Here is a 15,041-nt window from a genome sequence, read left to right as displayed (position 1 = left end):
GCAAGGTGGCCTTCACTGCATGCGGGGGGCGGGGGTCAGTCGAGGACGGCGAGGGCGTCGATCTCGACCAGCAGCGGGGCCGGCAGGCCGACGTAGACCGTGGTGCGTGCCGAGTAGGGCTCGCTGACCAGTGCGTTGTACGTCTCGTTGAACTCGGCGAAGTGCGCCGTGTCGGTGAGGTAGACGCGGACCATCACCAGGTCGTCCAGGCTCGCGCCGGCGGCCGCCAAGATCGCGCCGATGTTCTTCATGGTCTGCTTCGTCTGCTCCGCGACCGTCGTGCCGACCACGTCCCCGGTCTCCGGGTGGAACGCGACCTGCCCCGCCACCTGCAGGATGTTGCCCTTGCGCACGGCCTGCGAGAAATTCGCCACCGGCTTCGGCGCGTTGTCCGTGCTGATCGCGACCTTGCCCATCGATAACCCCTTAGCTCGTGATTACTTTCCCGGTTCCGTCCATCCACTGTGGACGGAAGCCTGTTCGGCGGCGCTGACCAGCGCCGGGACCAGTGCCAGCAGGCCCTCGAAGTCCAGCAGCACCTTGGGCACCGACATCGACACCGCGGCCAGCAGCTCTCCCCCGGAACCCCGGATCGGCGCGGCGACGCAGTGGATGAAGTCCTCGTGCTCGGCGTTGTCCACCGCGTAGCCCTGCTCCGCCACCCGCTCCAGCTCGGCGAGGTAGTCCGCGGCGTTGGTGATGGTATTGCCGGTCAGCACCACGTAGTCGATCGACTCGGCGACCTCGGCCCGGCGCTGCGGGCTCAGATCGGCCACCAGCACCTTGCCCACCGCGGTGCAGTGCAGCGGGGCGCGTTTGCCGACCCTGGAGTACATCCGCACGGAGTGGTGTCCCTCGTACTTGTCGATGTACACCACCTCGCCCTCCTCGTAGCTGGCCAGGTGCACGGTGTGCCCGGTGCGGGCGTTCAGCTCGGCGAGCGCGGGCCCGGCGCTGCGCCGCACGTCCCGGTCCTCCAGCGCCTGGTTGGCCAGGTCGAACAACGCGCTGCCGAGCCGGTAGTGGCGGGTGCCCTCGCGGCGCACGAAATGGTGCGACTCCAGGGTGCGCAGCAGCCGCAGCACGGTCGACTTGTGCACGCCGATCTCCTCGGCCAGCTGGTCCAGCGTCTTGGCGCCCCTGGCCAGTCCGCTCAGCAGGGTCAGCCCTCTGTCCAGGCTCTGGCTCATGTGCGGACCACGCCGTCATCGGTGAGCCTGGCCGCGGCCCAGTCCCGTTCGTCGGCGGCGAGCAGCTCGGCGACCACCGGAGCCGGCAGCGGCTGCCCCACGTCGTCCTGCGTGCGCAGGGTCGACGCCGCCTGCAGATGCCCGCTGCGAAGCCGTTTCCCGGGTTCCGCGCCGCGCAGGGTGGCGGCCAGGAAGCCCGCCGCGAAGGCGTCCCCCGCCCCGACCGGCTCGACCACGTCCACGCGCAGCGCGGGCGCGAACACCGGCGCGGTGTCCCGGCCGTCCACCCGCTCGATCAGGGTGGCGCCGCGGGCGCCGTGCTTGACCACCAGCGCGGCCGGGCCGGGCAGGTGAGCCCGCAGCCGCACCGGATCACCGGTACCCCAGACCACTTCCGCCTCGTCGTCCCCGACCAGCACCAGGTCCGCCAGGTCGGCCAGCTCGGTGAGCACCGCGGGGTCGCGCCCGGCCCACAGCGCGGGCCGCCAGTTGACGTCGAACGAAACCAGCCCGGCGCGCGGGGCGGCGAGCACCGCGCGCACCAGCTCCAGGCAGCTCTCGGAAAGCGCGGCCGTGATGCCGCTGAGGTGGATCACGTCGGGGGTGCTCAGGTCCAGCCGCGCCAGCAGCTCGGGCCCCATCCCGGAGGCCGCCGAACCGGACCGGTAGTACCGCACCGGGCTGCCCTGCGCGCCGCTTTCCTTGATGTACAGGCCGGTTGGGCGCGCGGGATCGATCGTCACCGCGCCGACGTCCACCCCGGCGGCCGAGATCTCGGCGAGCAGCGCCTGACCGAACGGGTCCTTGCCGACCGCGCTGACCCAGGAGCTGCGCACCCCGAGTCCGGCCAGATGACAGGCCACATTGGACTCGGCGCCGCCCACGGTTCGCTTCCAGGTCCGTACCTGATGCGCGGGCAACGCTTCGGCCGGCACGAACAACGCCATCGACTCGCCGATGCAGAGCACCTCAGGGGTAGTGAGCCCCACCGCCGACCTCCCGTGACTTTCGGCCGTTGACCTGCCGCAGACCGGATGCTACACCTATGGCACTCAAAATGCGCAACAGCCATTGCACATGACGCAACGGAGCTAATGGTGTCGTCCCTGCCATCCTCGTCTTCCCTGCCTCCCCAGCCTTCCCGCGCCTGCACCATGGACACCGGTGCGCTGGACGCGGCCCGCCGCGAACAACTCGACTGGCGGTTCAAGGCGATCCCGACCTCGCTCTGGGGCTTGTCGATCGCGGAGGCCGCCGAGCGCGCACCGTCGCTGTTCGCCGACGAGTTCGTCGGCCCGTTCGTGGTGCTGGAGTCGGCCGCACTGGAGCACAACCTGCGCACCATGTCCGCCTGGTGCGCCGGCCACGGGATCGCGCTCGCCCCGCACGGCAAGACCACCATGGCGCCGCAGCTGTTCGCCGAGCAGCTGCGGCACGGCGCCTGGGGCATCACCGCGGCCAACACCGGGCAGCTGCGGGTCTACCGCGCGTTCGGGGTGTCCAGGGTGCTGCTGGCCAACCAGCTCCTCGACCCGGCCGGGCTGCGCTGGCTGGCCGCCGAGCTGGACAACAACCCGGAGTTCGAGTTCACCTGCTGGGTCGACTCGGTGCGCGGGGTCGAGCTGATGACCGAGACGCTGCGGGCCTGCGGCGCACGGCGCCAGGTGGACGTGCTGGTCGAACTCGGCGGCGACGGCGGCCGCACTGGCGTCCGGGACACCACGACCGCGTACGCGGTGGCCGAAGCCGCGCAGGACAGCCCGGCACTGCGCCTGCTCGGCACCGGCGGCTACGAAGGCGCGCTCGCGCACGACAGTTCCGAGGCGTCCCGCCGGACCGTGGAGTCCTATTTGGACTCCCTGCGCGCGCTGACCGTCTCGCTGGCGGAACGGGGTTTCTTCGACCCGGACGAGCGGATCCTGGTCACCGCCGGCGGCAGCGCCTACTTCGACCAGGTCACCGAAGGGCTGACCACCGGCTGGCCGGATGGGCTCGACGTGCTGCCCGTACTGCGCAGCGGCGCCTACGTCACCCACGACGACGGCTTCTACCGCGGCATCTCGCCGCTGGGCGGCGACCCGCGGATCGACGGGCAGCCGCCGCTGCGCTCCGCCCTGCGCGCCTGGGCGCAGGTCACCTCGCAGCCGACCCCCGAGCTGGCGCTGCTCACCATGGGCAAACGGGACGCGTCCTTCGACGAGGGCCTGCCGGAACCTCAGCTGCACCGGCGTCCCGGCGCTAGTGCAGCTGGGACCACTGAGCTGACCGGGCACCGCGTCACCGCGCTCAACGACCAGCACGCCTTCGTCGCGCTGCCGCCCGGCTCGCCGGTGCGGGTCGGCGACTGGATCGGCCTCGGCCTTTCCCACCCGTGCACGGTGTTCGACAAGTGGTCACTGCTCCCCGTGGTGGGCACCGACGGCGAGACGGTCGTCGACTTCATCCGCACCTACTTCTGAGCGAGGACGCCATGGACCTGGTATTCCGGGGGGCACGGATCGCGGACGGCACGGGAGACCCGCTCTTCCGCGGCGACGTCGGGGTGCGCGGGGGAAGGATCGCATCGCTGGCCGAGCCGGGCTCGCTCACCGGTGACCGGGTGATCGACGCGGCGGACCTGGTGCTGGCGCCCGGTTTCATCGACATGCACTCGCATTCGGACATCCAGCTGCTGGCCGAGCCGGGACATCTCGCCAAGACCTCCCAGGGCGTGACCACCGAGGTACTCGGCCAGGACGGGCTGTCCTACGCGCCGGTGAACGACGAGACGCTGGCCGCGCTGCGCGCGCAGCTCGCGGGCTGGAACGACGACCCGCCCGGGTTCGACTGGAACTGGCGTTCGGTGGGCGAATACCTGGACCGGCTGGATCGCGGGATCGCGGTGAACGCGGCCTACCTCATCCCGCAGGGCTCGGTGCGCATGCTCGCGGTCGGCTTCGCGGACCGCCCCGCCACCGAAGCCGAGCTGGACACCATGCGCGAGCTGGTCGCCACCGGGCTGGCCGAAGGCGCGATGGGGCTGTCCTCCGGGCTCACCTACACCCCGGGCATGTACGCCGGCACCGACGAGCTGGTCGCGCTGTGCGAGGTGACCGGGCGGCTCGGCGGGTACTACAGCCCGCACCACCGCAGCTACGGCGCCGGCGCGCTGGAGGCCTTCGCCGAGATGGTCACCGTTTCCCGCCGGTCCGGCTGCCCGCTGCACCTGGCGCACGCGACGATGAACTTCTCGGTGAACAAGGGCAGGGCGCCCGAGTTGCTGAGCCTGCTCGACGACGCGCTCGCCGATGGCTGCGACATCTCGCTGGACACCTATCCCTACCTGCCCGGCGCGACCTACCTGTCCGCACTGCTGCCGAGCTGGGCGAGCGAAGGCGGCCTCGCCGCCACCCTCGAACGACTGTCCGATGTAGACGATCGAGAGCGGATCCGGCGGGAGATCGAGGAGACCGGATCGGACGGCGCGCACGGGGTGCCGATCGACTGGGACGCCATCGAGATCAACGGGGTGCGCAACGAGGAGCACGCGCACCTGGTCGGGCATTCGGTCGCCGAATCCGCGCGCGCCGCCGAGACCAGCCCGGCCGAGCTGTACTTCGACGTGCTGGTGCGCGAACGGCTCGGCACCTCCTGCCTGATGCACGTCGGGCACGAGGAGAACGTGCGCACGATCATGCGGCACGTCACGCACACCGGCGGCAGCGACGGGCTGCTGGTGGGCAGCCGCCCGCACCCGCGGGCCTGGGGCACCTTCCCCCGCTACCTCGCGCATTATGTCCGCGAACTGGGGGTGCTGGAGCTGGCCGAGTGCGTGGCGCACCTGACCGGCAGGGCGGCCCGCAGGCTGCGGCTGGCCGACCGCGGGCTGGTCCGCGAGGGGTATGCGGCCGATCTCGTGCTGTTCGACCCGGACACCGTGCGGGACACCGCCACCTTCGACGAGCCGCGGCAGCAGGCCGAAGGAATCCCGTACGTGTTCGTCAACGGCGTCGCCACCATCGACGACGGCCGGGCCACCGGGGCCCTTCCCGGTCATTCCCTGCGCAACTCCGGGAGAGACAGATGATCGACTGGCTGCAACATTCCACCGGCGGGCTGCTCTCGCTCGCCGCGGTGTCCATCGCGGTACTGCTGGTGCTGATCATCCGGATCAAGATGGAGCCGTTCATCGCGCTGATCGTGGTCGGCTTGCTCACCGCACTGGCCGCCGGGCTGCCGGTGGGGACCATCGTCGGCTCCGCGCAGAAGGCCTCGGACTCGTTGCTGGAGAAGGGCTTCGGCGGGATTCTCGGGCATATCGCGGCGATCATCGGGCTGGGCACCCTGCTCGGCGCGATCCTGGAGAAGTCCGGCGGCGCCAGGGTGCTGACCGCCGCGCTGCTGCGGGCCTTCGGTGAGAAGCGCGCCCCGCTGGCGATGGGCATCGCCGGCCTGATCTTCGGCATCCCGGTCTTCTTCGACATCGGCATCTTCGTGCTGGCGCCGCTGGTCTACGTCGCGGCGAAGCAGGGCGGGCGTTCCCTGCTGCTGTACTGCCTGCCGCTGCTGGCCGGGCTGTCCGTCACGCACGCGTTCCTGCCGCCGCACCCCGGCCCGGTCGCGGCGGCCGGGCTGCTGCACGTGGACCTGGGCTGGATCATCCTGATGGGCGCGATCTGCGGGATCCCGGCCTGGTTCATCGGCGGGGTGCTGTACTCGTCCTGGATCGGCAAGCGGATGGACATCCCGGTGCCGGAAGAGATGATCGTGCAGGACGACACGAACGGCGAGGAGAACGGGAACCCGCCGTCGCTCGGGCTGGTCGCGGCCATCATCGCGGTCCCGCTGGTGCTCATCCTGGCCGGCACCTTCGGCAGCATCTGGCTACCGAAGGACTCCTTCTTCGCCGGGGTGGCCGCCTTCATCGGCACGCCGGCGGTCGCGCTGACCATCGCCGTGCTGCTGGCGTCCTGGCTGCTCGGCACCCGGCGCGGGATGACCGGCAAGCAGCTCTCCGAGTTGTCCGGCACCGCGCTGCGGCCGGTGGCGATGATCCTGCTCGTGGTGGGCGCCGGCGCGTTCTTCGGCGCGGTGCTCTCGGCCACCGGGATCGGCAAGGCGGTGGCCGGTTCGCTGGACGACGCCGGCCTGCCGGTCATCCTCGCCGCCTACGTGATCAGCTGCGGGATGCGGATCGCGCAGGGCTCGGCCACGGTGGCCATCGTGACCACCAGCGGGATCATCGCACCCACGGTCGCCGAGCTCGGCTACTCGCAGGTGCAGCTGGCGCTGCTGGTGGTGGCGGTCTCCGCCGGTTCGATCATCGCCTCGCACGTCAACGACGGCGGATTCTGGATCGTTTCGCGGTACTTCGGTCTGTCCGTCGCGGAGACGCTGAAGACCTGGACGGTGCTGGAGACCGTGCTGTCCGTCTCCGGTTTCGCGGTGGCGGCACTGATCATGTCGTTCGTCTGATCCCCTTTCTTTACTGCACGGCTAGTTGCGCAAGTCCTTCAACCAAGGAGAGAACTGTGGCAGAACTGGGTCGTCGTAAGTTTCTCGGTGCCGTCGGCGCGGCCGGTATCGGCACCATCGTGACCGCGAGGGCCGCGGGAGCGGAAACCGCCGGACGTGGTGGTGGTGTGGTGTTCGTCGGCAGCTACACGAGTTCCCCGCCGGCCGGGCACGGGCTGGACGTGGCGAGCAGGTCCGGGGCGGCGCTGCGGCTGGAGCGGACCGTGCCGTCGGTGCCGGACGCGTCCTGGTTCGCGCTGTCCGCGAACCGCTCCGTGCTGTATGCGACCAACGAGCTGGTCCCGGACGGCGCGGTCACCGCGCTGAGCCTGCGGGCCCCGGCGAACCCGCGGGTGCTGAACACCCAGCCGTCCAAGGGTTCCGCGCCGACGCACCTGTCCGTGCATCCGAGCGGGCGCTACCTGTTGACTGCGAACTACGGCAGCGGGAGCGTGGTGGTGCACCCGATCCGCCAGGACGGCTCGCTGGCCGAGGTGAGCGACCTCGCCCAGCACACCGGTGCCGAACGGGACGCGCATGCGCACCAGGTGGTGACCGACCCCAGCGGGCGGTGGGTGCTGGCGGTGGACCTCGGCGCCGACTCGGTCTACGTCTACCGGCTCGACCTCGGCACCGGGAAGCTCACCAAGCACGAGCAGGTCGTGCTGCCGTCCGGGGCCGGCCCCCGACATCTGGCCTTCCACCCCGGCGGCCGGGTTGCCTACGTCCTCGGCGAGCTGCGGGCCGAGGTCACCGTGGCGGCCTGGGACGCCGCGCGCGGCAAGCTCACCCTGGGCGAGGTGGTGCCGACCGTGGACGCGAACGCCCCGGTGCCGAGCTACCCCGGCGAGATCGCGGTCTCCCCGGACGGCGGGTTCGTCTACGCGTCCAACCGCGGTGAGGACACCATCGCCACGTTCGCGGTGCGCGACAGCGGCCGGGCGATCAGCAGGGTCGGCAACGTGGCCACCGGAGGCGTCTGGCCGCGGCACTTCACCCTGGACCCGTCCGGGCGGTGGATCTACGTGTCGAACCAGCGCTCCGGCACGGTGAACTGGCTGCCGCGCGACCCGAAAACCGGCCTGCCCGGCCGTTCCCAGGGTTCCCTCGCCGTCCCCTCCGTCGCCACCGTCCTCTTCCGCTGATCGAGTCCCTTAAGGCCACCTTTGCTACCTCTGAGGTAACAAAGGTGGCCTTAAGGGGCATTCGGGACTGGTCTAGACCCTTGTGCGGGTAAGGCGCGGCTCGTACGATCTGTTGCTAATAGCGAAACGCTCATTGCATATAGCGCAATGGAGAACCCGATGAGAGCCACCAAGACGATTTTCGCGCTGTCCGTGACCGTTCTGGTCGCGGCCGGTTGCGCACCGACCCAGTCCGCCGGCCCTGGTGGGCAGGGCGGCGACGAGAAGACCGGCACGGTCCGCGTCTGGCTGTTCGACGAAGCCAACCGGGCACCCAAGGAGGCGGCCGTCGGAGAGGCCATCGCCGAGTTCAAGGCCGCGCACGCCGGCGTCGAAGTGGACGTGCAGTGGATCCCGGTCGAAGGCAGGGCGGACAAGTTCTCCGGCGCCTTCAACGACCCCACGAACGCCCCGGACGTGGCGGAGTTCGGCAACACCGACGTGGCCAGCTACGCCGAGACCGGCGCGCTGGCCGACCTCGGCGGCGATTTGCAGTCCTGGAAGGAGGGCGCGGACCTGCTGCCGTCCGTACTGGACACCGCCAAGGTGAACGGGAAGGTCTACGGCCTGCCCTGGTACACCGGCATCCGCGCGCTCTACTACCGCACCGACGTGTTCGCCGAGCTCGGCCTGCAGCCACCGGCCACGCTGCCGCAGCTGGCCGAGACCGCGCGCACGATCCGCGCAGCGAAGCCGGACCTGTACGGGATCTCGGTGGGCGGCAAGTACACCTACGCGATGCTGCCCTACCTCTGGGCCAACGGCGGGGAAATCGCCAGGCAGGACGGCAGCCGCTGGACCACGGCGCTGACCGCGGAGAACGCGAAGGCGGGCGTGTCCGCGTACGCGCAGCTGATCAAGCCGGACATCTGCCCGCCGGAGAGCTGCGCCAACTTCACCGGAACGCAGAGCGTGCAGGCCTTCGCCGGCGGCAAGGCGGCGATGACCATCGGCGGCGACTTCAACCGCAAGGCCGTGGACCAGGGCGCGTCGGCCGGCAAGTACGCGGTGGTTCCGTTGCCGGGCAACGAACCCGGCTCGATCGCACCGGCGTTCGCCGGCGGCAACCTGCTCGGCGTGTTCGGCGGCAGCAAGCGCCGCGGGCTGGCGGTGGAGTTCATCGAGCTGCTGGCCAGCTCCAAGTACCAGGCCAAGATGTACGCCGCGATGGGCAACCTGCCCACCCTCGGCGGCGTCCAGCAGCAGCTGGCCGCGAGCGACCAGTTCCTCAGGCCGTTCGTGGACACCCTGAAGGCGGGCACCAAGTTCGTGCCGAGCACCCCGGCCTGGTCCAGGATCGACGCGCAGAACATCCTGCCAACGGCGATCCAGCAGATCGCCACCGGGGAGCAGAACGTGAACGCCGCACTGGGCGCTGCCGCCGAGAAGATGAACAACGCCTTCGGTGGCTGAGCTTTCCGTGACCGCACAGTCCGCGCAATCCGACCTGGCTCCCCCGACCCCGCCCTCGACGGCATCGCACGGCCCCGCGCCGCGCCGCCGGGGGCGGGGTCGCCGGGGGGACGGCTGGGCCGCCTCCCGCTACCTGGCGCCGATGGCGATCCTGCTGATCGGCGTGCTCGCCTACCCGATCTACCAGCTGGTGCTGATCTCGGTCTACGACTACGGCCAGGCCGAGGCGGCCGGTAACGCGCCGCTGGTGTTCATCGGGCTCAGCAACTACGTCCAGCTGCTGACCAGCAGCACGTTCTGGGTGGTGCTGGCGAAGACGCTCGGCTTCGCCGCGGTCTGCGTGGCGGGCAGCCTGTTCGTGGGCACCGCACTGGCGGTGCTGGCCAGCCGGGTCCGCGCGGTCCCGCGGATGCTGCTGTTCCTGGCCGCGCTCGGCGCGTGGGCCACCCCGGCGGTGGCGGGCTCCTACATCTGGCTGTTCCTGTTCGACGCGGATTTCGGCCTGGTGAACAAGGTTCTCGCCGGGATCGGGTTCGACGGGATGGCGCAGCACTCCTGGACCTACGACACCTACAGCGCGTTCGGGCTGGTCGCGCTGGAGGTGATCTGGTGCTCCTTCCCGTTCGTCATGATCACCATGTACGCCGGGATCAGGGCCATTCCGGACGAGGTGCTGGAGGCAGCCGCGCTGGACGGCGCGTCCGGGTTCAAGACCGCGGTGTCGGTGATCCTGCCGATGCTGCGCACGGTGCTGATGATCGCGACCGTGCAGTCGATCATCTGGGACTTCAAGGTGTTCACCCAGATCTACGTGATGACCAACGGCGGTGGACTGGCCGGGCGCAACCTGGTGCTCAACGTCTACGCCTACCAGCAGGCGTTCGCCGGTTCCCAGTACGGGCTCGGCGCGGCCATCGGGGTGGTGATGACGGTGATCCTGATGTCGATCACCGGCTTGTACGTGCGGTCGCAGCGGCGCAGCGCGGAGCTGGTGTGAACAGGGTGGTCCGCAAGCCGGGCCGGCTGGCCGCCGAGGTGCTCACCGTGGTGATCGCCGGGCTGGTCGCGTTCCCGCTGTACTGGATGGTGCTGACCGCGTTCAAACCGCCCGGCGAGATCCAGTCCGCGAGCCCGAAGCCGTGGACGCTGGCGCCCACGCTGGAGAGCTTCGAGCGGGTGCTGACCGTCTCCGGTTTCGGCGGCTACTTCCTGAACAGCGTGCTGGTGGCGGTCGCGGTGGTGGCGCTGTCGGTGCTGCTGTCGTTCCTGTCCGCGGTGGCGCTGACCAGGTTCCGCTTCCGCGGCCGCACGGTGCTGCTGGTGATGCTGCTGGTGGCGCAGATGGTGCCGATCGAGGCGCTGACCATCCCGCTGTTCTTCCTGATGCGCTCGGTCGGCGGGGTGGTGCCGGCGTTCGGGCTGAACGAGCTGGGCTCGCTGGTGCTCGTGCACCTGGCGTTCAGCCTGCCGTTCGCGATCTGGATGCTGCGCGGGTTCGTCGCCGCGGTACCGCTGGAGCTGGAGGAAGCGGCCACAGTGGACGGTGCGAGCCGGTTCCGGTTCGTCTGGCAGATCCTGTTCCCGCTGGTCGCACCCGGGCTGGTGGCGACCAGCGTGGTGGCGTTCATCCACGCCTGGAACGACTTCCTGTTCGCCAAGACGTTCATCATCTCCAAGACCGAGAACCAGACCCTGCCGCAGGCGATGCTGGTGTTCTTCAAACCCGAAGAGAACGATTGGGGTGCGATCATGGCGTCCTCCACGCTGATGACGATTCCGGCACTGGTCTTCTTCGTACTGGTGCAGCGAAGGCTGGTGTCCGGCATGGCCGGGGCGGTGAAGGGTTGACCGGCTGGCACGGCCTGCTGCCGCGGCCTGTTGACGTGCGCCCGGTCGAAGGCGAGTGCGTCTGGGACGGGCAGGTCGAGGTACGGCACGAGGAGCTGCCCGCCGAGGCGTACCGGTTGGAGATCAACCCGGCCGGGGTGACCGTCACGGCCGGGGACCACGCCGGCGAATGCCACGCCCGGCAGACCCTGCGCCAGCTCGCCGGGCCGGCCGCCTTCCGCACCGCGTCCATCCATAGTGGACCCGTCACGCTGCCGTGCGGCACGGTGTCCGACCGGCCGCGGTTCTCGTGGCGCGGCTGCCTGCTCGACGTGGCGAGGAACTTCCGCCCCAAGTACGAGGTGCTGCGGTTCATCGACCAGCTGGCCGCGCACAAGCTGAACGTGCTGCACCTGCACCTCACCGACGACCAGGGCTGGCGGATCGAGATCCCGCGCTATCCCCGGCTGACCGAGGTGGGTGCGTGGCGGACCGGGTCCATGGTCGGCCGGCACGACGGCCCGGAGCGCGACGGACGCCCGCACGGCGGCTTCTACACCGGGGACGACCTGCGGGAAATCGTCGCCTACGCGCGGGAGCGGGCGATCACCGTGGTGCCGGAGATCGACCTGCCGGGGCACTCGATGGCCGCCATCGCGGCCTATCCGGAGCTGGGCAGCAGCGAGCGGCCCGAAGTGTGGACCTCCTGGGGGATCAGCGACGACCTGCTCCGCCCAACCGAGTCCACATTGGACTTCTTCGCGGCGGTGTTCGACGAGGTGACGGCGATCTTCCCGGCCGAGATGATCGGGATCGGCGGGGACGAGGTGCCGGGGGCCACCGCGGAGCACGGCCGACTGCTCGCCGGGATCGCCGCGCACCTGGAGACCCGCGGGCGCCGGGCGCTCGGCTGGGACGAGGTGCTGGAGGCCGGCGCGGAGTTCCCCCGCTCCACGGTGATCGGGTCCTGGCGCGGGGAAGAGGCCGGGGTGCAGGCCGCTTCCGCCGGACACGACGTGGTGATGTGCCCGGAGCAGTACGTGTACCTGGACCACCGGCAGTCCGACCATCCGGACGAGCCGATCCCGGTGGGCTTCCTGCACACCCTGGAGCACGTCTACGGCTACGAACCTCTGCCGCCCGGCCTTCCGGAGGACGCGCACGAGCGGGTGCTCGGCGCGCAGGCACAGGTGTGGACCGAGCACCTGGACACCGCGCGCCGGGTCGACTACGCGACCTTCCCCCGGCTGGCCGCCTTCGCCGAGGTGGTTTGGAGCCCCCGGGAACACCGCGACTACGGCGAGTTCCTGCCCCGGCTGCGGGACCACCACCTGCCGCGGCTGGACGCGCTCGGCGTCGAGTACCGCCCGCTGGACGGTCCGCTCCCCTGGCAGACCCGCCCCGGCGTCCCCGGCCGCCCCCGCTGACAGCACCGACGTCGTGAGTGAAAAGTGTTGCCAGAGCAACACTTTCCACTCACGACGTCAGGGAGCGGTACCAGACCTCGGGGCGGCCCACCTGGCCGTAGCGCGGTTCGCGGCTGGCCATGCCGTTGTCGGCGAGGTACTCCAGGTACCGCCGCGCAGTCACCCTGGACACCCCGGTGGCGGTGGCCGCCGCGCCTGCCGAAAGCCCGTCGTCCGCCTGGCGCAGCGCGGCCCTGATCGCGTCCAGCGTCTCCCCGCTCATGCCCTTGGGCAGCCCCGGGTTGTCCGCGGTGCGCAGGGTGGCGAAGGCGCGGTCGATATCGGCCTGGTCGGCCGCCTCGCCCGGCTGACCGACGCTCTGCCGGAACCGCGCGTACCGCTCCAGCTTCTCCCGCAGGGTCGGAAAGGTGAACGGCTTGAGCAGGTACTGCACCACCCCCGCGGAAACGGCGGCCTTGACCACCGCGAGGTCCCTGGCCGAGGTCACCGCGATCACGTCGGCCGTGCTGCCCGCCGCCCGCAGCGCCCGGCAGATGGCAAGGCCGTGCGTGTCCGGCAGGTAGAAGTCGAGCAGGATCAGGTCGACCTGCTCCCGCTCGCAGAACCGGAGCGCGTCGCCACCGGAGTGCACCACCCCGGACACCGCGAATCCGGGGACCCTGGCCACGTACTGCCGGTGCGCCTCGGCCACCACCGGGTCGTCCTCCACCACCAGCACGCTGATCACGAGCCGGCCTCCCGCCCGGCGGGCAGCCGCACGACGAACACCGCGCCCGCGCCGGTGCCGCCCACCTCGATGGTGCCACCGTGGCGGCGCACCGCCTGGCCGACCAGTGCTAGGCCGAGGCCCCGCCCGGCCGCACCGTCCGCCGGCTTGGTGGACCAGCCGCGCCGGAACAGCTCCGGCATCGCCGCTTCGCTGATCCCGCGCCCGGTGTCGGCCACGCGCAGCAGCAGTTCGTCGCCCTCGGTCTTCGCTGTGACCACCACCTTCGGCCGGCTGTGTCCAACATGATGCTCCGCCGCTCCTTCGACCGCCGCGTCGATCGCGTTGTCGATCAGGTTGCCGAGCACGGTGACCAGGTCGCGCGCGGGGATCGCGGTCTCGCTGTCGTCGATCGCGGTGTCCGGGGTGAGCTCCAGCTCGACCCCGCGCTCGCTGGCCTCCGCTGCCTTGCCCAGCAGCAGCGCGGCCAGCACCGGCTCGGTCACCGCGTCCAGCACCCGGTCGGTGAGCCGCTGCGCGATCGCCAGCTCCGCGGTGGCGAACTCGACCGCCTGCTCCGGCTTGCCGATCTCCACCAGCGAGACCACGGTGTGCAGCCGGTTGGACGCCTCGTGCGCCTGGGAGCGCAGCGACTCGGTGAACCCGCGCACGGTGTCCAGCTCACCGGTGAGCGTCTGCAGGTCGGTGTGGTCCCGCAGGGTCACCACGGTGCCCATCGCCCGGTCCCGCGAGCGCACCGGCACGGTGTTCACCAGCAGGACCCGGGAGTCGGTCACGTGGATCTCGTCGGTGTGCGGCTCGGCCGCGGTGAACGTGGCCGCCAGCTCGGGCGCCAGGTCCAGCTCAGCGACCGGCTTGCCGCCCAGCTCGCCGCCGAGGCCGAGCAGCTCGCGGGCGCCGTCGTTGCACAGGGCGACCTTTCCGTTCGCATCCACCAGCACCAGGCCCTCCCGCACCGCGTGCAGGATCGCCTCGTAGTACTCGAACATGCGGCTGAGCTGGGCCGGCGCCACTCCCCTCGTCTGCCGCCGGAGCCTGGCGCTGACCAGCACGCTGCCGCCGATCCCGGCGGCCAGCACCGCACCCGCGACGATGAACAGCGTCCACAGCCGTTCCCGCAGCTCGGTGGAGATTGCCTGCACCGTGATGCCGACGCTGACCAGCGCGATCACCGCGCCGTGGTCGCCTTCGGGGCCGAAGACGGGCACCACCGCGCGCACCGACGCGCCGAGGGTGCCGGTATAGGTTTCGGTGAATACCTTGCCGCGCAAGGCATCCGCGGTGTTGCCGAGGAACCGCTGGCCGATCAGCGCCGGGTTCGGGTGGGTGTAGCGGATCCCGTCCGGGCTCATGATGGTGATGAAGTCGACGCCGTTGGCCACCCTGATCCGCTCGGCGAACGGCTGCAGCTGCCGGCTCGGCGCGTCGCCGGTGAGCGCGGCCGGCAGCGCCGGTGAGCCGGCGACCGTGGTGGCCACCGCGACCACCTCGTCGGTCGCCCTGCTCTCCGCGGCGTCCTGCGCGTCCAGGTAGGCGAGCACCAGTCCGCTGGCCACCAGCACGGCGAGCACCAGCACCTGGAGCACGAGCAGCTGCCTGGCCACGCTCCACGGCCGTCGTTCCAAGGTGCGCACCCGCACATACCAGCACACGGCTCGGCCGCCCCGGTCGGGCAACCCGCTGTTAACTCAATGAACAGAAGCGTGACCGGGCTCATAGCGTTGCGGATAGTGACCTGCGACCCACGCCGACGAGGGCGTGGCTGTTCCAGCTGGAGGCA

Annotated in this window: 13 protein-coding genes; 8 read left to right on the top strand and 5 right to left on the bottom strand. The window is 70.7% G+C overall.

Going from position 1 to position 15,041, the window contains the following annotated elements:
- Nucleotides 1-35 precede the first annotated feature (35 nt).
- Genes AMYNI_RS0131125 through AMYNI_RS0131115 form a run of 3 tightly spaced genes read right to left on the bottom strand, consistent with a single transcriptional unit; the run spans nt 36 to nt 2,137 of the window.
- On the bottom strand, nt 36-416 hold the full coding sequence (locus AMYNI_RS0131125; RefSeq protein WP_020672014.1) for a RidA family protein: 381 nt from the start codon (nt 414-416) through the stop codon (nt 36-38).
- A 21-nt stretch (nt 417-437) separates the two neighbouring features.
- Nucleotides 438-1,190: an IclR family transcriptional regulator gene (locus AMYNI_RS0131120; RefSeq protein WP_020672013.1), complete on the bottom strand. Its 753-nt coding sequence runs from the start codon at nt 1,188-1,190 to the stop codon at nt 438-440.
- The gene (locus AMYNI_RS0131115; RefSeq protein WP_245574223.1) at nt 1,187-2,137 is read right to left on the bottom strand and encodes a sugar kinase; all 951 of its coding nucleotides are present in this window, start codon (nt 2,135-2,137) and stop codon (nt 1,187-1,189) included. The genes AMYNI_RS0131120 and AMYNI_RS0131115 overlap by 4 nt, the downstream gene beginning before the upstream one ends.
- 207 nt (nt 2,138-2,344) lie before the next feature.
- Between AMYNI_RS0131115 and AMYNI_RS0131110 the strand changes: the two genes are divergently transcribed.
- From AMYNI_RS0131110 to AMYNI_RS0131075, 8 genes are all read left to right on the top strand, one after another.
- Nucleotides 2,345-3,649: an amino acid deaminase gene (locus tag AMYNI_RS0131110; RefSeq protein WP_020672011.1), complete on the top strand. Its 1,305-nt coding sequence runs from the start codon at nt 2,345-2,347 to the stop codon at nt 3,647-3,649.
- A gap of 11 nt (nt 3,650-3,660) precedes the next feature.
- A complete protein-coding gene (locus tag AMYNI_RS0131105; protein WP_020672010.1) occupies nt 3,661-5,256 on the top strand; it encodes an N-acyl-D-amino-acid deacylase family protein in 1,596 nt (531 codons plus the stop codon).
- Nucleotides 5,253-6,644, top strand: a complete 1,392-nt coding sequence (locus AMYNI_RS0131100) for a GntP family permease (RefSeq protein WP_020672009.1) — start codon at nt 5,253-5,255, stop codon at nt 6,642-6,644. The genes AMYNI_RS0131105 and AMYNI_RS0131100 overlap by 4 nt, the downstream gene beginning before the upstream one ends.
- 56 nt (nt 6,645-6,700) lie before the next feature.
- Nucleotides 6,701-7,828: a lactonase family protein gene (locus tag AMYNI_RS0131095; RefSeq protein WP_020672008.1), complete on the top strand. Its 1,128-nt coding sequence runs from the start codon at nt 6,701-6,703 to the stop codon at nt 7,826-7,828.
- Nucleotides 7,829-7,987: 159 nt separating this feature from the next.
- A complete protein-coding gene (locus tag AMYNI_RS0131090; protein WP_026361172.1) occupies nt 7,988-9,280 on the top strand; it encodes an extracellular solute-binding protein in 1,293 nt (430 codons plus the stop codon).
- Between the two features lie 142 nt (nt 9,281-9,422).
- Nucleotides 9,423-10,277 carry a carbohydrate ABC transporter permease gene (locus tag AMYNI_RS0131085; protein WP_020672006.1) on the top strand — a complete coding sequence of 285 codons (855 nt, stop codon included), beginning with the start codon at nt 9,423-9,425 and terminating at the stop codon, nt 10,275-10,277.
- Nucleotides 10,274-11,128 carry a carbohydrate ABC transporter permease gene (locus AMYNI_RS0131080; RefSeq protein WP_020672005.1) on the top strand — a complete coding sequence of 285 codons (855 nt, stop codon included), beginning with the start codon at nt 10,274-10,276 and terminating at the stop codon, nt 11,126-11,128. The genes AMYNI_RS0131085 and AMYNI_RS0131080 overlap by 4 nt, the downstream gene beginning before the upstream one ends.
- Complete coding sequence (locus AMYNI_RS0131075) at nt 11,125-12,534, top strand: beta-N-acetylhexosaminidase (RefSeq protein WP_020672004.1); 1,410 nt, start codon at nt 11,125-11,127, stop codon at nt 12,532-12,534. The genes AMYNI_RS0131080 and AMYNI_RS0131075 overlap by 4 nt, the downstream gene beginning before the upstream one ends.
- A 49-nt stretch (nt 12,535-12,583) precedes the next feature.
- Here the strand turns inward: AMYNI_RS0131075 and AMYNI_RS0131070 are convergent, their stop codons facing one another.
- The gene (locus AMYNI_RS0131070; protein ID WP_020672003.1) at nt 12,584-13,261 is read right to left on the bottom strand and encodes a response regulator; all 678 of its coding nucleotides are present in this window, start codon (nt 13,259-13,261) and stop codon (nt 12,584-12,586) included.
- A complete protein-coding gene (locus AMYNI_RS0131065; protein ID WP_026361170.1) occupies nt 13,258-14,895 on the bottom strand; it encodes a sensor histidine kinase in 1,638 nt (545 codons plus the stop codon). Before AMYNI_RS0131065 ends, AMYNI_RS0131070 begins: the two co-directional genes overlap by 4 nt.
- Nucleotides 14,896-15,041 lie beyond the last annotated feature (146 nt).

Source organism: Amycolatopsis nigrescens CSC17Ta-90, assembly GCF_000384315.1.
Lineage (GTDB): Bacteria > Actinomycetota > Actinomycetes > Mycobacteriales > Pseudonocardiaceae > Amycolatopsis > Amycolatopsis nigrescens.
This window is presented reverse-complemented; position numbering and strand designations above follow the sequence as displayed.